At 48.5% G+C, this 17,849-nt stretch carries 19 protein-coding genes; all 19 read left to right on the top strand.

The genetic code is table 11. The features are described from left to right. Positions 1-37: 37 nt before the first annotated feature. The 19 genes from mraY to M3630_RS13390 all read left to right on the top strand — a co-directional run bounded on the left by mraY (position 38) and on the right by M3630_RS13390 (position 17,830). Positions 38-1,009 (top strand): phospho-N-acetylmuramoyl-pentapeptide-transferase, encoded by a 972-nt coding sequence (gene mraY, locus M3630_RS13480; RefSeq protein ID WP_007717699.1) that lies wholly within the window; start codon positions 38-40, stop codon positions 1,007-1,009. Next, a complete protein-coding gene (gene murD, locus M3630_RS13475) occupies positions 1,006-2,370 on the top strand; it encodes a UDP-N-acetylmuramoyl-L-alanine--D-glutamate ligase (protein WP_251252424.1) in 1,365 nt (454 codons plus the stop codon). Before mraY ends, murD begins: the two co-directional genes overlap by 4 nt. Positions 2,371-2,436: 66 nt before the next feature. Beyond that, entirely contained in the window at positions 2,437-3,531 is a 1,095-nt protein-coding gene (gene spoVE, locus M3630_RS13470; RefSeq protein ID WP_173608210.1) for a stage V sporulation protein E, read from the top strand. Between the two features lie 77 nt (positions 3,532-3,608). After that, the gene (murG, locus tag M3630_RS13465) at positions 3,609-4,712 is read left to right on the top strand and encodes an undecaprenyldiphospho-muramoylpentapeptide beta-N-acetylglucosaminyltransferase (protein ID WP_232773335.1); all 1,104 of its coding nucleotides are present in this window, start codon (positions 3,609-3,611) and stop codon (positions 4,710-4,712) included. Between the two features lie 102 nt (positions 4,713-4,814). Beyond that, the gene (gene murB / locus M3630_RS13460) at positions 4,815-5,720 is read left to right on the top strand and encodes a UDP-N-acetylmuramate dehydrogenase (RefSeq protein ID WP_173608208.1); all 906 of its coding nucleotides are present in this window, start codon (positions 4,815-4,817) and stop codon (positions 5,718-5,720) included. A gap of 15 nt (positions 5,721-5,735) precedes the next feature. Beyond that, complete coding sequence (gene murA / locus M3630_RS13455) at positions 5,736-6,992, top strand: UDP-N-acetylglucosamine 1-carboxyvinyltransferase (RefSeq protein ID WP_015892094.1); 1,257 nt, start codon at positions 5,736-5,738, stop codon at positions 6,990-6,992. A gap of 131 nt (positions 6,993-7,123) precedes the next feature. Then, a complete protein-coding gene (locus M3630_RS13450; protein WP_173608207.1) occupies positions 7,124-7,909 on the top strand; it encodes a cell division protein FtsQ/DivIB in 786 nt (261 codons plus the stop codon). Positions 7,910-7,931: 22 nt separating this feature from the next. Next, on the top strand, positions 7,932-8,642 hold the full coding sequence (locus M3630_RS13445; RefSeq protein WP_173608206.1) for a DUF881 domain-containing protein: 711 nt from the start codon (positions 7,932-7,934) through the stop codon (positions 8,640-8,642). Positions 8,643-8,662: 20 nt separating this feature from the next. After that, complete coding sequence (locus tag M3630_RS13440; RefSeq protein WP_251252423.1) at positions 8,663-9,409, top strand: DUF881 domain-containing protein; 747 nt, start codon at positions 8,663-8,665, stop codon at positions 9,407-9,409. Between the two features lie 2 nt (positions 9,410-9,411). Next, positions 9,412-9,759 carry a small basic family protein gene (locus tag M3630_RS13435; protein ID WP_007717721.1) on the top strand — a complete coding sequence of 116 codons (348 nt, stop codon included), beginning with the start codon at positions 9,412-9,414 and terminating at the stop codon, positions 9,757-9,759. 142 nt (positions 9,760-9,901) lie between these two features. Continuing rightward, positions 9,902-11,158 (top strand): cell division protein FtsA, encoded by a 1,257-nt coding sequence (ftsA, locus tag M3630_RS13430; protein ID WP_173608204.1) that lies wholly within the window; start codon positions 9,902-9,904, stop codon positions 11,156-11,158. 126 nt (positions 11,159-11,284) lie between these two features. Continuing rightward, positions 11,285-12,433 (top strand): cell division protein FtsZ, encoded by a 1,149-nt coding sequence (ftsZ, locus tag M3630_RS13425; RefSeq protein ID WP_106783052.1) that lies wholly within the window; start codon positions 11,285-11,287, stop codon positions 12,431-12,433. 235 nt (positions 12,434-12,668) lie between these two features. Beyond that, entirely contained in the window at positions 12,669-13,634 is a 966-nt protein-coding gene (spoIIGA, locus tag M3630_RS13420; protein ID WP_251252422.1) for a sigma-E processing peptidase SpoIIGA, read from the top strand. Positions 13,635-13,636: 2 nt separating this feature from the next. Next, on the top strand, positions 13,637-14,359 hold the full coding sequence (gene sigE / locus M3630_RS13415) for an RNA polymerase sporulation sigma factor SigE (protein WP_007717727.1): 723 nt from the start codon (positions 13,637-13,639) through the stop codon (positions 14,357-14,359). 149 nt (positions 14,360-14,508) lie between these two features. Next, complete coding sequence (sigG, locus tag M3630_RS13410; protein WP_007717728.1) at positions 14,509-15,288, top strand: RNA polymerase sporulation sigma factor SigG; 780 nt, start codon at positions 14,509-14,511, stop codon at positions 15,286-15,288. Between the two features lie 160 nt (positions 15,289-15,448). Next, positions 15,449-15,727 carry a YlmC/YmxH family sporulation protein gene (locus M3630_RS13405; RefSeq protein WP_015892085.1) on the top strand — a complete coding sequence of 93 codons (279 nt, stop codon included), beginning with the start codon at positions 15,449-15,451 and terminating at the stop codon, positions 15,725-15,727. 82 nt (positions 15,728-15,809) lie between these two features. Next, a complete protein-coding gene (pgeF, locus tag M3630_RS13400) occupies positions 15,810-16,640 on the top strand; it encodes a peptidoglycan editing factor PgeF (RefSeq protein ID WP_251252421.1) in 831 nt (276 codons plus the stop codon). 20 nt (positions 16,641-16,660) lie between these two features. Next, positions 16,661-17,359 carry a YggS family pyridoxal phosphate-dependent enzyme gene (locus tag M3630_RS13395; RefSeq protein WP_087348010.1) on the top strand — a complete coding sequence of 233 codons (699 nt, stop codon included), beginning with the start codon at positions 16,661-16,663 and terminating at the stop codon, positions 17,357-17,359. A 42-nt stretch (positions 17,360-17,401) separates the two neighbouring features. Next, the gene (locus M3630_RS13390) at positions 17,402-17,830 is read left to right on the top strand and encodes a cell division protein SepF (RefSeq protein ID WP_007717736.1); all 429 of its coding nucleotides are present in this window, start codon (positions 17,402-17,404) and stop codon (positions 17,828-17,830) included. Positions 17,831-17,849 lie beyond the last annotated feature (19 nt).

Below are 17,849 nucleotides of genomic sequence, written 5' to 3'. Positions count from 1 at the left end.
ATGCCACACACTGCATCGAAAGAAAGGAGGCTCGGGCATGTTCGTTGACAACGTCCTAATCGTCACGATCGTCGCTGCGTTTCTCATCGCCGTACTCATTGGCCCATTGTTTATTCCCTTCCTTCGCCGCCTGAAATTTGGGCAGGCAATTCGTGAGGAAGGACCGCAATCCCATTATAAGAAGGCTGGAACTCCCACTATGGGAGGCACCATCATTCTTTTGGCACTCATATTTACCGTGTTGAAGTTTGCCAATGCGAAAATGGAAATTTACTTCCTGTTATTGGTGACTCTTGGATACGGTTTAATCGGGTTTCTGGATGATTTCATCAAAATCAAGAAAAAACGCAACCTCGGGTTGACTGCCAAACAGAAGTTTGCTGGTCAGATTGTCTTGGCAATCGGCGCTTATATTTTGCTGCTCATGATGGGGCATGACACGTCCATTCATCTGCCAGGTACACCGTGGAAGCTGGAGCTTGGCTATTTCTACTTCCCGTTCCTGTTGTTCCTCTTGGTAGGTACAACGAATGCTGTTAACATCACAGATGGGGTAGATGGACTATTGGCAGGGACGGGAGCCATTGCTTTTGGTGCTTATGCGATCATCGCATGGTTTGGCCAAGATTATGACACTGCTATTTTTAGTGCGGCTGTTGTAGGTGCGCTACTTGGCTTCCTCGTCTTCAATGCACATCCGGCACGCGTGTTCATGGGTGATACCGGTTCACTTGGACTTGGCGGAGCGCTCGCGGGAATTGCAATCATGACCAAGACGGAATTGCTCTTGGCTATTATCGGTGGGGTATTCGTTGTTGAGACGCTCTCTGTCATTATGCAGGTAGTCTCCTTTAAGACACGTGGAAAGCGTATTTTCCGAATGAGTCCCCTGCATCATCATTTTGAATTAACAGGCTGGTCAGAGTGGCGCGTGGTTGTCACGTTCTGGCTCGTCGGTATGTTCTTTGCTGGATTGGGTGTATACCTTGAGGTGGTGACAATCAGATGATGCGTTTTCATAATAAGCATGTCGTCGTTATTGGTATGGCAAAGAGCGGTGTCGCAGTGGCTAAACTGCTACACCGCTTTGGTGCTCATGTCGTCGTAAATGATAAAAAGCCACGTGAAGAAGCGGTGGGGATAGAAGAGCTGGAAGCGTTGGGAATCCCGGTCATTTGCGGTTATCACCCCGATGATCTGATTCATGAAGGCGTATCCCTAGTGGTCAAAAACCCGGGGATTCCGTATGAAGCAGCACCCGTCAAACAGGCGCAGTCACTAGGCATTCCTGTTGTGACGGAGGTGGAGCTGGCCTCCCAGATTGCCAAGGCACCGATTATCGGCATAACAGGCTCCAATGGCAAGACGACGACTACGACGCTCGTCGGACTGATTTTCAAAGAAGCGGGTCTGGATGCAAAGGTAGGAGGCAACATCGGTACCGTGTTGTGCGGTCTGGCAGAGGAAGCAGGTCCCGACGAATGGCTCGTTGCCGAATTGAGTAGCTTCCAACTGATGGGGACAAGGGAATTTCGCCCACATATCGGTGTTTTACTCAATCTGTATCCTGCTCATCTGGATTACCATCACACCATGGAAGAGTATTTGGCAGCCAAACTGAAAATGTTTGCCAACCAAACGGCAGATGACGCAGCTATTTTGCCATATGACCAACCAGAGATTGTAGAAAAATGCAAAGACCTCCCTGCAGCCATCTACTACTTTAGCAAGAGTCAAGAGGTGCCAAAGGGTGCTTTTGTCAAGGATGGTTTGATCCTGTTTGCGGATGGGAATGGGAATACAGAGCCAATTATTGCAATAGCGGATATTACCGTTCCTCATCTGGACAACGCACTGGCAGCGATTCTTGTTGCGAAGCTCGCAGGCGCGGACAAGCAATCGATTATACAAGTTCTTACTACCTTCCCAGGGGTAGAGCACCGGATGGAGTTCGTAGATTCGATTCGCGGTGTCAAATACTTCAACGATTCAAAAGCGACCAACCCCGAAGCGGCATCACGTGCCTTGCAAGCATGCAAGGAGCCGGTCGTATGGATTTGCGGTGGGCTGGATCGTGGCGTTGATTTTCGGGAACTGCTGCCTGTGATCCAAGGTCGGGTAAAAGCAGTCATCGCGCTCGGGCAAACGGCTCCGATTTTACTGGAACGTGCTCAGGAAGCAGGGATTAATGAGCGTATCCATGTCGATACTGTGGAAAAAGCCGTTCTTGCTGCTTCCCGGTTGGCTGAATCAGGTGATGTGGTCTTACTGAGCCCAGCTTGTGCGAGTTGGGACATGTTTCCTTCGTTTGAGACAAGGGGGAGCATGTTTAAGGACGGCGTGCATAGACTTAAAACAAGCCTAGCATAACGTCCCACTGGTACCATCACGAATATGACAAAAGCGGGACGGCATGAGAAAGGATGACCTGGCACAATGAGCAAGGTACGCTCTGCCCCCGACTTCGTAATTATTTTTGCAACACTTTTTTTATTGGGAATTGGCATCGTGATGGTGTACAGCGCCAGCGCGATCGTGGCGCAAAAGCCGCCGTTTTCCGATCCGTATTTCTTTGCCAAGCGGCAACTGATCTTCGCTCTGTTAGGGATTACATCCATGTACATTACAATGAATATTGATTACTGGGTGTGGAAGCAATGGGCCAAGGCAGGATATTTGGCGAGCATCGGTCTGTTGATTCTTGTTTTGATCATCGGGATCGAGGTAAATGGCTCGAAAAGCTGGCTTGGATTTGGCGCTTTTGGAATTCAACCAGGAGAATTTGCGAAACTGGGCGTTGTTGCATTTCTCGCGAAGTGGCTCTCAGATAATCAGAAGCAAATTGTCTTGTTCCGAAAAGGTCTTATGCCTGCCTTGGGAATCCCGGTTCTGTGCTTTGGATTGATCATGTTGCAACCGGACCTGGGCACCGGGACGGTTTTGATGGGAACAGCGGTTGTCATGATTTTTGCGTCAGGTGCGCGGGTCAGTCATTTTGTCGGATTGGGAATGATCGGAGTGGTTGGCTTCATCGGATTGGTTTTGTCAGCTCCTTATCGAATCAAAAGGATTACGTCCTTCCTCGATCCGTGGTCTGACCCGCTCAATACCGGCTATCAAATCATCCAATCCCTTTACGCAATAGGTCCCGGTGGTTTGTTGGGTCTTGGTCTTGGACAAAGCAGACAGAAGCATCTGTACTTGCCGGAGCCTTACAATGATTTTATTTTCTCGATTGTCGCGGAGGAGCTGGGCTTTATCGGAGGCACGCTCATTCTCCTGCTTTTCCTCCTCTTGTTGTGGAGGGGAATGCGGACGGCGATTACGGCTCCGGATTTGTTCGGAAGCCTGCTTGCGCTAGGAATCATTGGAATGATTGCCATCCAGGTTGTCATCAATATTGGTGTTGTAACAGGGATGTTTCCGGTGACAGGAATCACGTTGCCATTCTTAAGCTACGGCGGTTCATCATTGACACTGATGCTCACAGGTGTAGGTGTCTTGTTGAACATCTCTCGTTTTTCTCGATAACAGAAACCTCAACAGGAGTACGCAATAGGAATGTACATCAGCTCATTGCTACTCCTTCTAAAAAAGGGTGTGAACGTATGCGTGTCGTCTTAACGGGCGGTGGCACAGGTGGACATATTTATCCGGCGCTTGCGGTGGCGAGGGAAGTTTCCCGCCAAAATCCGCAGGCTGCCTTTTTGTATATTGGCAGTAAAAAAGGCTTGGAAGCAGGTTTGGTTCCGAGATCAAATATTCCTTTCCAATCCGTAGAAATTAGCGGATTGAAACGCAAGCTTTCGTTGGACAACCTGAAGACCTTGTGGAAATTCGTCCGGGCTGTTGGTGATGCCAAGAAAATGCTGCGCGAATTCAAACCGGATGTCGTAATTGGTACAGGTGGCTACGTGTGTGGCCCAGTCGTATATGCAGCTTCTCGCTTGGGGATTCCAACGCTGATCCATGAGCAAAACGTAGTGCCAGGCTTGACCAACAAGTTTCTTTCTCGCTCAGCTACACGGGTGGCTGTTTCGTTCAAAGAATCGCTTGCCCATTTTCCCCCGTCCAAAACGGTACTGACCGGAAATCCGCGTGCAACGGAAGTCATGCATGGTAATGCAGAGGCGGGGCGTAGCTTTTTGGGTGTGGACAATAGCAAAAAAATCGTGCTGATCTTTGGTGGCAGCAGGGGAGCCCGCGCAATCAATGAGGCGGTGCTTTCGGTTGTTACGCAGTTGGGCAAATATGCCGATTCTCATTTTGTATATGTGACGGGCGACGTTCATTATGAAACAATTTCGGCACAGCTTAGAGAATTGGCAACACTTCCAAGTAACATTTCTGTGCTTCCGTTCGTCCATAATATGCCGGATGTTTTGGCAGCGACCTATGTATTGGTTGGTCGCGCAGGGGCATCTACCTTGGCAGAAATTACGGCACTAGGTGTGCCTTCGATCTTGATTCCGTCCCCGTATGTCACGAACAATCATCAAGAGAAAAATGCAAGGGGATTGGAGCGCGCAGGGGCAGCTCATGTTATCGTAGAGCGGGAACTTACCGGAGAGAGCTTGCTACTTTCCTTGGAAAATATTCTTGCCAATCCAGCTAAATGGGAAGAGATGAAAAATAGTTCTCTTTCCTTGGGGATGCCGCAAGCAGCTACGGAAATTGTCCGTCAATTAGAGGCGATTACACGAAAAAAATGATCAGATAGGCGATTGTCACGCCGATCTGGGCGAACGCATAGTATGGAGCAAACACGTGAGAAGACTAGGTCCGACCTAGCAAACGTATCAGGAGGTTCACAAATGAAAAAAATCGCAGATGAACTCATGCAAGCAGGAATTGACAAAGTGTGGACCGATGAACCCCTTGCTAATCATACAACGTGGCGGATCGGGGGTCCTGCTGATTTGTTAATCCAACCCAAGGATAAAGCATCCTTGCAAAAAGCCTTGCAGATCATCCATCGTCATGAAATTCCTTGGAGTGTAATCGGGCGCGGTTCAAACCTTCTGGTGAGGGACAGAGGGATACGTGGAGCCGTGCTTAAGGTGGCCGAGGGCTTGAGCCACTGTGAGTTCAGGGGCGAAGAGGTGTGTGTGGGTGCCGGATATTCCATGATCCGCCTGGCGGTGGAGACAGGCAAGATGGGATTAACAGGTATGGAGTTTGCAGGAGGGATTCCTGGTACGGTAGGCGGCGCCGTCTATATGAATGCGGGGGCACACGGATCTGATCTTTCACGTATTCTTATTGATGCCGAGATCCTTTTCGAAAACGGCGAAAGTAAAGTGTTGAGTAACGAAGAACTGAGCTTTAGCTATCGGACTTCTCTTTTGCAAAAGCAAAAAGGGATCGTGCTAGAGGCCCGTTTTCAATTGAGGACGGGCGACCGCAAGGAGATTGCCGCCACACTCGCTGCCAATAAGGAACGACGGCGCAATACGCAGCCGCTGCAGATGCCGTGTGCTGGCAGTGTGTTCCGAAATCCGCCGAATGACCACGCAGGTCGCCTGATTGAAGCAGCTGGGCTGAAGGGCTATCAGATCGGAGGAGCTCAGGTTTCAGAAAAACACTCCAACTTCATCGTGAATTGCGGAGGAGCAACGGCTGCCGACGTCCTCACCTTGATTAATCATGTTCGGAGCACCATTCTCGAGAAAAATGGGATAGACCTGCATCCGGAAGTCCTGGTGGTGGGCGAGGGGTAACACGGAGGTGAAAGTTTGGAGACTTTTGCGATCGAAGGCGGAAGACCTCTGTCCGGTTCGCTTCGGATCCAAGGTGCTAAGAACGCTGCTCTTCCCATTCTTGCCGCTGCAGTCCTCGCGGAAGGGCAATTCTATATCTATGACGTCCCCCATCTAAAAGACATTAAAGTCATGCTCGAAATTTTGACGTTGCTTGGGGCGAATACGAAGCATGAGGACGGATGTGTCGATCTGGATACAACGTCTGTCTGTGTCCCGCAGGTGCCGGATGATTTAATGAGCCAAATGCGATCTTCGATTTTTTTGGCGGGACCACTCCTCGCACGGCTGGGTGAGGTCACGATTTCCAGACCAGGTGGATGTGACATTGGAGAGCGCAGGATTGACTTGCATTTGGCTGGATTGACTGCGCTGGGAGCCAAAATCGAAGAATCGGAAGGCTACATTACATTTCGGGCCAAACAATTGCGTGGGTCCAATATCTTTCTTTCCTTTCCCAGTGTGGGCGCGACGGAAAATATCATGATGGCGGCTGTGCTGGCAAAAGGCACAACTCGAATTTGTAATGCAGCACGAGAACCGGAAATCATCGACCTCCAGAATTTCCTGAATGCAATGGGAGCGCGAATTAGAGGGGCAGGCACCGATACGATTGAGATCAGTGGTGTACCTCGTTTGCGTTCCGTCAGTTACCGGATCATACCGGACAGGATTGTGACAGGAACCTATCTGTTGGCTGTCGGTATTTCACAGGGACATATCGAATTGACCAATACATTGCCTGAGCAATTGATGGCATTGATTGAGGTCGCCCGTAGCTGCGGTGTTGAAATCAAGACCCGCCATGATATAATGGAAATCAAAAGCACGTCCCGTCCACGTGCCTACGACCGGATCATTACCTCGCCGTATCCTGGGTTTCCGACTGATTTGCAGGCGCAGCTGATGGTGTTTCTGTCACAGGCAAGGGGAACGAGTGTCATCAAAGAGACCATTTTTGAAGGAAGATTCAAACATGTGAATGAATTGGCGCGAATGGGCGCCTCTATATACGTAGATCTTGGCTCCGCAATTATTCGGGGTGTCAACAAATTGACCGCTACGAATGTCGAAGCTACTGATCTTCGAGCAGGTGCTGCCTTAGTCCTCGCAGGGCTTGCTGCAGAAGGTATTACCACGGTGAACCAGATCCATCATATCGATCGTGGATACGATCGGCTGGAAGAGCAGTTGCGTCAATTAGGAGCCGATATATCACGAGTATCGATGTAACCGAGGGAGAGTGGGCGGCATAATGTTATGCCGCTTTCCCTGTTTTGTTGAATGACATTTATTCGAAAGACATCCAGTAATTTACTTTGCTCTGGGCAATGAGCCTAAAAAACAAGAGGAAGGGTACGGCCATGGCGGTATATGAGGAACGCATTCCGCAAGTCAAGCAACAACGCCCCAGAAGAAGGGGCAACCGCAAGCTGGTCTTTCTGCTGGTATTGTTTTTTCTTACCATTCTCATCATCGTTTTTATCCGTTCCCCTTACAGTAAGGTGCAAGAGATTCGAGTGACTGGCAATGATATTTATACGACGGAGCAAATCGTTGCTCAATCCGGCTTAGTGAAGGACATGCAGTTTTTAAACGTATGGGAGAACAGTGTACGAAATAACCTGAAACCATTAGAGGCCATTAAAGATGTGACGGTGAGCCGCTCTTTTCCCGGATTGATCACACTACATATCACCGAACAAAAGCGCGTCGCTTTTTGGAGTGGGCAGGACGGAAGCCGCTATGCCTTACTGGACAATGGCTATGTGCTCAAACAGGTTAATTTCGCCAAGCGTGTAGTGGACAGGCCATTGATTAGCTCCTGGGCCTCACCTGAGCTCCTTCCCCATCTCGCCAAGTCGTTATCGAAATTATCACCAGATGTACTCGCGGAGATTTCGGATATTACACTGACGCCAACGGTTTACGACAAACAACGCGTAACGCTGTACATGCGCGATGGGAATGAAGTAAGAAGCGTCATCTACAAGCTGGACAAGATGATGAACTGGTACCCGGCAATCGTGAAAGAATTGCCGCCAGATACAAAAGGGGTGCTCTCCTTGTTTGAGCAGCCGTGGTTTATTCCTTACGGGGCTCAAGGGGCTATTCCGATACAGGAAGGGCAAGAACAGCCACAGCAGTAAATGAAAAAGGGGAAAGTAGACAATGAGTCGTCGTCGCAAATTTCATTTGTATTTAACCATCGTGACGTTTTCTACCGGCTTTCTAGTGGCCACTTCCTTCGAAACGAACAAGCTTACGCGCAAAGAACGGATGAATGATCAGCTGTTCCAACAGGAAACGCAATTGAATGATCGGATTTTGGCTGAGAAGGAGCAAAATCGGCATCTGGAAAGTCAACTGCTCGATTTGCAGCGTCAGGTGGGAAAAGTGGAAGAGGCGATGGCGGAGCGCAAATCGGAGGCTGCTGATACACTCAGTCAACTGGATGCAGCGCGGATGTTGGCAGGGGTAGTGGCTGTCGAAGGACCGGGTATCGTCATAACGATGCAGGATAGCCAGAATGCAGCGAACAGCGCAGACATCGCGAACTACATCGTGCATGAGCAGGATGTACGTCTGGTCGTAAATGAACTGCGTGCAGCAGGAGCAGAGGCCATCAGCATTAATGGGCAGCGTGTGGTGAGCAATTCCGAGATTCGTTGCATTGGACCTACGATCATCGTAAACGGCATCAAGTCGGCCGCTCCGTTCGTAGTAACAGCGATAGGGAATCCCGACACACTAGACAGTGCTTTGAACTTGCCGGGAGGTGTTTTGCACTCCTTGCAAGACTTTGTCCAAATAAGCGTAGCCAAAAAAGAGAAGGTTGAACTGCCTGCCTTTGTTGGTGACGCGAAAACGAAACACTCCTAAATAAAAGGATGCGTTTACCTATGTTACAAAAAAGCCGTAAAATCACATTTATTCTTGCCATCATTAGTGCTATCATAGGTGTGATGTTGACTGTGCAATTACGAAGCAGTCTTCATCCTGTTCATAAAGAGTCTCGCAGCATCGCGGAACTTCGGACCACGTTGCAAAAAGAACTGGAGAAACACAAAAACCTGCTCGCAGACATTTCAAAGTATAATCAGCTGTACTACCAATACGAAACCTCACTCAGTGAAGATGAAAGTATCTCCGTTATGAAAGAGGAGTTGGCACGGACTCGCCGGATGGCTGGTATGGTAGGGATGGAGGGAGAAGGCATCGTTATTGATGTTGTCGATGCCCATAAGCCTGAAGAACCAGTTTTGGATGAACATATGCCTGTGCCTGTTGTAGGAGACTATACGATTGACGATGAAGATTTGCGCTGGTTGGTAAATATCCTGTTTGCAAACGGAGCACAAGCTGTTTCCATTAATGGCCATCGACTGATTGCTACCACTGCGATCCGCAATGTGGGAGACGTCATCCAGATCGATACCAGGACGATTAGGGCTCCGTATGAGATAAAAGCATTGGGGGAGCCTGAAGTATTGTTGTCCGCATTGAAGCTGGAGGGTGTAGAGGAGAACTTCCAGCTGGCGAATAAAAAGGTGCTGGCAGAAAAACGGGACAAGCTGATGATTTCAGCGAATAACGAAACACGTGTCATTCAATTTATGAAACCTGTGAAACAAAAAGGAGATTCGTAACCATGTGGCTCCCGCTTATCGGACTGATTGTCGGTCTTGTTGTCGGCTTCCTGCTGGATTGGCGTGTGCCCCAGGAGTATAGCAGCTATCTATCAATAGCCCTCTTGGCTGGATTGGATACGATCTTTGGGGGGATTCGTTCGTTTTTAGAGCGTACTTTTAACGTTCGTATTTTCATGTCCGGATTCTTTTTCAACACACTTTTTGCAGCAGGCTTGGCCTTCATTGGAGGGTTCTTGGGGATTGATCTGTATTTGGCTGCGATCGTGGCTTTCGGGGTCCGGTTGTTCAACAATCTCGCTGTCATTAGGAGAATTGTTCTATCCAAATGGATCAATCAGCAAGAATAACGCGAAGAAAAATGGGAAGATGGTCATTTTTTTACAAAAAATCAATAAGAAAAAAAGGGAATGGTTGTCCTGTGTGGAATAATTTATGCAGGTGTTCTCACTTTAGCAAGAAAAAAGACGTAGCAGGGGAGGTGTCACAGGTTTGGTAAGCAATGAATTCATAGTCAGCCTAGACATTGGAACATCCAAAGTACGCGTCATGATTGGCGAGATCAACAATGGTTCCATCAACATCATCGGCGTCGGACAATCACACTCAGAAGGCATCAAGAAGGGCGTGATTGTAGACATCGACCAAACCGTGCATGCCATCCGGGAAGCGGTTGATCATGCAGAGCGCATGGTTGGCGTTTCAATCGAAGAAGTGTATGTAGGGATCACTGGAAACCATATCGATCTGCATGAAACCCAAGGGGTTGTCGCTGTATCCAGCGAAGACCGTGAGATACGAGAAGAAGATATTCAACGCGTAATTCAGGCAGCGAAGGTCGTGGCTATTCCTCCAGACCGTGAAATCATCGAGGTAGTCCCAAAGGAGTACATCGTTGATGGACAAGGGAGTATTAAGGACCCGCGTGGGATGATTGGTGTCCGACTGGAAATGGAAGGGACCATTGTGACCGGGTTGAAAACGGTCGTACATAACATCGTTCGCTGTGCTCAACGAACCAATCTGCGTGTAGCTGGAATATTCTTGCAACCGCTTGCGGCTAGCACTGTTGCTCTATCCAAAGATGACAAAAATATGGGTGTCGTTCTTGTCGACATCGGTGCGGGTTCTACCACGATCGGTGTATTCGAGCAGGGGAAACTGGCAGCGACCACCGTGATCGGCATCGGTGGCGACCACATTACGAGCGATATTTCACTCGGACTGCGAACGCATACAGATGTGGCAGATCGTGTGAAAACCAAAAACGGCTGTGCCCTAATTGACGAAGCATCCGAAGATGTGAAGTTCAAGGTGAACCGGATTGGCAGTGAAGTCGAAAAGCAATTTACGCAAGTGGATTTGGCCAATATTATCGAGCCGCGCGCTGCGGAAATATTCCAATTAGTCGAGGATGCTGTATACAAATTGGGCTATCGCGACGAAATTGCAGGTGGCTATGTTCTTACGGGTGGTACCGTAGCTATGCCGGGCATGTTGGAATTGGCAAAAGAAGAATTGGACGCACCTGTTCGAATTGCGATTCCAGATTACATCGGAGTGCGAGATCCTGCCTACACCACCGGGGTAGGTTTGATTCAATATGCCTTGCAGTTGATGGAGCGCCGCAGCATTCGCGTCACCCCCTCATTCAAGGGCACTCAGAAGCAAACTGTTTCGTCTAAGCCAAAAGCAGAAGGCGGCGGTTTGATGGAAAAAGTAAAAAACTGGTTTAGCGAATTTATTTAATGGAGTTCGCTTTATCGAGCTTAACTACAATGACGAAGACGGGTTTCGATTCGTTCCATTGTGTTTAGTTGACAGGCTTCTGTAGCCACGAAGTTTTCTTATGTTGAATTGGGGAGGACTAGCAATATGCTGGAATTTGATATGGATATGGAATCCTTTGCACGAATTAAAGTTATTGGTTGCGGCGGCGGCGGTAGTAACGCAGTAAACCGCATGATCGCAGGAGGGTTGAAAGGTGTAGAGTTCATCACCTTGAACACGGACGCGCAAGCACTCCAACTCTCTAATGCCGATATGAAGCTGCAAATTGGTGAAAAGCTGACACGTGGATTGGGAGCAGGTGCGAATCCCGAGATCGGTAAAAAAGCAGCGGAAGAAAGTCGTGATTTGATCGAGAACGCTCTGCGTGGAGCTGATATGGTATTCGTAACGGCTGGTATGGGCGGTGGTACGGGTACAGGGGCAGCACCTGTTGTTGCAGAGATCGCCAAGGAGATGGGTGCTCTTACAGTTGGTGTAGTAACCCGTCCGTTCTCCTTTGAAGGCCGCAGACGTTCCCAGCACGGTGAAATCGGTATCTCTGCTTTGAAAGAAAAAGTAGATACACTGATCGTGATTCCTAACGATCGTCTTTTGGAAATCGTTGATAAGAATACGCCAATGCTCGAAGCATTCCGCGAAGTTGACAACGTTCTTCGTCAAGGGGTTCAAGGTATTTCCGATTTGATTGCAACACCTGGCTTGATCAACCTGGACTTCGCTGACGTGAAGACGATCATGACTGAGCGTGGTTCGGCTCTCATGGGAATCGGTGTAAGCAGCGGGGAGAATCGTGCGGCTGAAGCTGCTCGCCGTGCTATTTCCAGCCCACTTCTCGAGACTTCCATTGATGGTGCACGCGGTGTTCTCATGAACATTACAGGCGGTACCAACCTGAGCTTGTACGAAGTAAACGAAGCAGCAGACATCGTGGCTTCCGCATCGGACCCAGATGTGAATATGATTTTCGGTGCTGTGATTAACGAGGAATTAAAGAATGAATTGGTCGTGACAGTTATTGCCACAGGCTTCGAGCATGCTCAACGGGCTCCGGAAGCCCCTCGCCGTCAACAACAGGCGGTCAATACGCCTGGCAATCGTCCGACACCAGTTTCCAATACGAATAACAGCCGAGCGAAGGAAGAAGAGGAAGACAAGTCCTTCTTCTCCATGGGCAACCTGGATAATCTGGATATTCCGGCATTCCTGCGCAATCGCCGCCGCAACAAAAACTAAAGCGAAAAACGACTGTCAAAAGCCTTGTTCCCGTCAGTGGGGACAAGGCTTTTTTTCGTTGATTGGATGAAAAATGTTAGACAAAAAAACCAAAAAAACACCGTCAAGAATTGACAGACTTTACATACACATTGATATATACTGCTTTTACTGATAGAAGTCGTCCTACTATTTACCATTTTTGCTAGGACACATGCTTGCTGCCAAGTCGGTCAGAAGATGAGGGGGAAAGCAAGTGGTTGTGTATCTTGATATCATTCTACTCCTGAATGTGGCTGTTGATACCTTGTTACTCTGGTTTACTGCTTATTTTCGTAAAGAGCGCATGGTGTGGTGGAGAATGATACTTGCCTCCCTGTTTGGCTCCGCGTATCTGGTCTTTTTCTTTTTTCCTATGTTTTCTCCGATGTATCAATGGTGGGTCAAACTGCTCTTTTCTGTCATCATGCTGTGGATTGCTTTTGGGAACAGGAGGTTGTTGTCTTTTGCGCAAAACTTGATCATTTTTTACTTTGTCGCATTTGTGTTCGGAGGAGGAGTGCTTGGGCTACAGTATTTTTTGGCACCGCAGAGTGAAATTGTAAATGGACTGGTTGTCACGCATAATGATGGATTTGGCGTTGGGTTCAAGCCTACTTTGGGGATTGTTTTGATTGGGTTTATCCTGGTCTTTTTCCTCGGGAAAAGGAGTTATCGCGCGATTCAGGAGCCGCGAAGAATCGAAACCTTTCTCGTTGATGTCGTCGTTACGTTAGCAAGGGAAAAAGTCATTTGCCGTGGACTTGTGGATACAGGAAACCAACTCCACGAACCGATTACACGCATACCCGTCATGATAATGGAAAATCGCATGTTCGCACATTTGCTTCCGCCGTCGCTTCTCCGACAAGCCGATGAAAACGGTGGAGTGTGGGAGAAGCTGGACGGATCTTGGGACCAGCTGCCGCTGGAATGGCAGTCGCGGGTACGCTTGATCCCGTATCGCAGCGTGTCAAGAGGGATGGATTTTTTACTCGCAATCAAACCAGACCATGTCATGGTCGTGCAAGATGGGATTCGTTTTGAAACAGAACGGGTGCTGATCGGGCTTAACCCCATCCCATTGGCCGCTGACGGTAAGTATCAGGCCATCGTGCACCCAGCCATGATGGAAACTTATGAAGCGGAAGAATCAACCTTTATTCTCAAACAGGAGGGCTAATCATGTATGTAAAACTTCGCCTACAACTCCAGTTGACCTGGTACCGAATCTTGCTCTGGCTTGGTGTACGCGCCGAAGAAGTCTATTATATTGGCGGGAGTGAAGCATTGCCTCCACCGTTGACCAGAGAAGAAGAGGAGCTGCTGCTCGGACGACTTCCGTCCGGTGATCCGGCTGTCCGCGGTATGTTGATTGAACGCAATCTTCGTCTGGTCGTTTACATCGCCCGCAAGTTTGAGAATACGGGAATTAACATTGAGGACTTGGTCAGCATTGGCACCATCGGCTTGATCAAGGCAGTGAATACCTTTGATCCAGACAAGAACATCAAGCTGGCAACATATGCTTCTCGTTGTATTGAAAACGAAATCCTCATGTATCTTCGCCGCAATAATAAAATTCGCTCAGAGGTATCTTTTGATGAACCGCTTAACATTGACTGGGACGGCAATGAGCTGTTGCTCTCAGATGTTTTGGGTACGGAGAATGACACGATCTATAAAAACATCGAGGACCAAGTGGATCGAAAGCTGCTGAAAAAAGCACTGGATAAACTGTCTGACCGCGAGAGAATTATCATGGAGCTGCGCTTTGGCTTAGCAGGAGAAGAGGAAAAGACACAAAAGGATGTTGCGGATTTGTTGGGTATCTCACAGTCGTATATTTCCCGTTTGGAAAAGCGAATTATAAAACGGTTGCGAAAAGAATTCAACAAGATGGTCTAACGCATATTTTCCCAGCTTGGGGGGATACTGTTCCTAAACCGAAACAGATGGTGGTTTTTGCCACCTTCTTGGTCGGCTACGCGTCAGTTACGCGGCCTTTCAAGACAACCGGGTTAGGGACTTTTTTCTTGCTTCGAGGAGGGAAAGACGTGACGCGCAATAAGGTAGAGATATGCGGGGTAGATACCTCCAAGCTTCCGGTGTTGACAAACAAAGAGATGCGGGAATTGTTTGAGCGCCTGCAAAGTGGGGAGTTGGCAGCCCGCGAAAAGCTGGTCAACGGCAACTTGCGACTGGTGCTGAGCGTAATCCAACGGTTCAACAATCGCGGGGAGTTCGTGGATGACTTGTTTCAAGTGGGCTGCATCGGGTTGATGAAAGCGATCGACAACTTTGATCTCGGGCAAAATGTGAAGTTTTCCACGTATGCCGTACCAATGATCATCGGAGAAATTCGACGCTATTTACGGGACAACAATCCGATTCGCGTTTCCCGTTCTTTGCGAGATATCGCGTACAAGGCCTTGCAGGTGCGTGACAATCTGACCAACAAACATTCGCGAGAGCCTACCATTATCGAGATTTCTCAGGAATTGAACGTAGCCAAAGAAGATGTCGTGTTTGCACTCGATGCGATCCAGGATCCGGTTTCATTGTTTGAACCGATTTATCAGGATGGTGGCGATCCGATTTACGTCATGGATCAGATTAGTGACGAGAAGAACAAAGATGTCACGTGGGTCGAGGAAATTGCGCTTCGTGAGGGAATGCAGCGGCTAGGTGACCGAGAAAAAATGATATTATCCATGCGCTTTTACGAAGGAAAAACGCAGATGGAAGTAGCAGAGGAAATCGGTATTTCACAGGCACAGGTCTCCCGATTAGAAAAAGCGGCAATTGCCCATATGCAAAAGCACGTTCAATCGTAATGAGAAACCACATAGGTGACCCGGCGGTCTTGTACCGTTCGGGTTTTTTGTACGAGCGGAAGCATTCGTTTTCAATCGACTTACTTTTTGGCAAAGAAGCGGACATATTCCTCTTTGGACTCATATACTGTAAGTAACGGAGAAAAGAAGGTGAGGAAGAATGGTAAAAATCTCTGACTTCCAGACCAAAGAAGTGGTGAATATTCTTGATGGGAAACGGCTTGGGCAAATTTCAGATTTGGAGATCGATCTGCGTCACGGGCGCGTAGAGGCTATCGTCGTACCGGGACCAGGCAAGTTTCTCGGCTTCTTTTCTGCCGGGAACGATTACGTCATTCCTTGGCGCAATATTGTGAAGATCGGGAAAGATGTGGTGCTTGTTCGGATGGAAGAAGCACTTAAAGTTGAAGTAAAAACTTCAGGTGGAGATGAATACTAACGGAGTAAAGGGAGAAAGGCACGGATAGCCTTTCTTTTCTTTTCGGCTATGGTATGATTAGCCATATGAGGAAGGTGACAACATGAGAGAACCATTTGTCAGGGTAGAGGATAAGTCAATCTTATCGTTAACAGAGTGGGAGCAACAATTTCCTGGATTAGTGGCGGGGTTTACTATTCGCTCAGGCGGGGAAAGTGAACAACCGTACGGGTCTTTTAATATGGGGCTGCATGTGGGTGATGAATCTGCGAACGTGGTAGCCAATAGACGCAAGCTGGCAGAACAAGTCGGGATGTCATTTTCGGCGTGGACATGCGCCGATCAAGTGCATGGTAATCAGGTATGCCAGGTTACAGCAGGTGGTGCGGGAAAAGAAAGTCTGGAGGACGTCATATCTGCAACAGATGGTTTGTTTACTCTTGAAAAAGGAGTCATGCTGACCTCGTTTTACGCGGATTGTGTTCCCCTCTATTTTCTAGCCCCCCAATCAGGTGCAATCGGACTTGCACACGCAGGCTGGAAGGGGACAGTGGGCCGTATTGCCGAGGAAATGGTGAAGGCAATGACGAAGCACTATCAAGCAAAGCCAGAGGACATTCTCGTCGCAATTGGCCCATCCATTGGCGGCTGTTGCTATGAAGTTGATGAGCGAATCATGACGCAGGTACGCACTTGTGCAGGCAATTGGGAAAAAGCAGTGATCTCCGCCACAGTGGATCGGTATATGCTGGACCTTCGTCAACTGAACACAGCGATATTGCTCGAAGCAGGAATTTCTTCCGGGAATATTTTAGCCACGAATTGGTGTACAAGCTGCAGAACAGACTTGTTTTTCTCTCATCGCAAGGAAGCCGGAATACAAGGAACTACCGGGCGCATGGCTTCTTATATCGGCTGGAAGGAAAACCTATAGAAGAAAGGGAAGGGTTCGTTATGACCAAGGAACAAGAATTGTTAAAAGAACGACTGCAATCCATCGAGGCAAGAATTCAGGCTGCTTGCGATCGGGCGAACCGCAAACGTGAGGAAGTAAAAATTATTGCCGTGACCAAGTATGTCGACGCAGATGCCATTGGGGACTTGCTCGCTGTAGGCGTTGAGAATATCGGGGAAAATCGCGTGCAGGATGCCCTGCCGAAGCACGAGCTACACGGCGATAAAGGGATCTGGCATTTTATCGGGCACCTCCAGACGAATAAGGCAAAAGAAGTCGTAGGAAGATTCCCGTACATCCATTCTCTGGACAGACTTTCTTTGGCACAGGAGCTAAATCGACGCGGTGAAGCGCTGGATCATGTCGTAAAATGCTTTTTACAGATCAATATATCCGGTGAAGAGACAAAATTTGGCCTTAGTCCCAATGACGTATTGGCTTTTTTGCGCGAAACCAGTAATATGAAACATATAAGTATCGTTGGATTAATGACGATGGCGCCTGTTGTCGAAAATCAAGAGGAAGCCAGACAGGTGTTCCGTGGCCTCTATGAGTGGAAGCAACGGATTAACGAGATGGCATTCCCGCACGCACAGGTGGAAGAGCTGTCTATGGGCATGTCTAGTGATTTTGAAGTGGCCATTGAAGAGGGAGCTACATATATTCGTTTAGGATCGGTATTGGTCAAGCCGGAGTAAAGGAAAGCAGACCAAACCACGGAGTAAGAGAGGAGGAAGAGTATGGGTGTTATGAATAAATTGATGGGGTTTCTGGGGTTAGAAAACGAGGAATACATCGAAGAGACAACAACAGTGGAAGAGGAAAGAGAAGAGCAAGAGTCCTCGCACAAACGCCAGCCAGCAATCGGCCGAGCTAACAACGTGGTACCGTTTCAAGCACGGGAAAAGGAGGGAATCCGTTTGATTCTCTGTGAACCCCGTCATTACAGTGACGCACAGGATATCGCCGATAACCTGCGTCATCGTAGACCGGTTGTGGTCAATCTCCATCGCGTGGAAAAAGACCAAGCCAAGAGAATTATCGACTTTTTGAGCGGGACGGTCTATGCATTAAACGGCGATATCCAAAAGGTCGGAGACACGATCTTCGTGTGCACGCCCGATCATGTAGATATTCAGGGTACGATCTCCAGTGTGTTGGAAGAGTAGCCAATTAAGACGAATGTAA

This window comes from Brevibacillus sp. MER 51 (assembly GCF_023714195.1).
Taxonomy (GTDB): Bacteria; Bacillota; Bacilli; order Brevibacillales; family Brevibacillaceae; genus Brevibacillus.
This window is presented reverse-complemented; position numbering and strand designations above follow the sequence as displayed.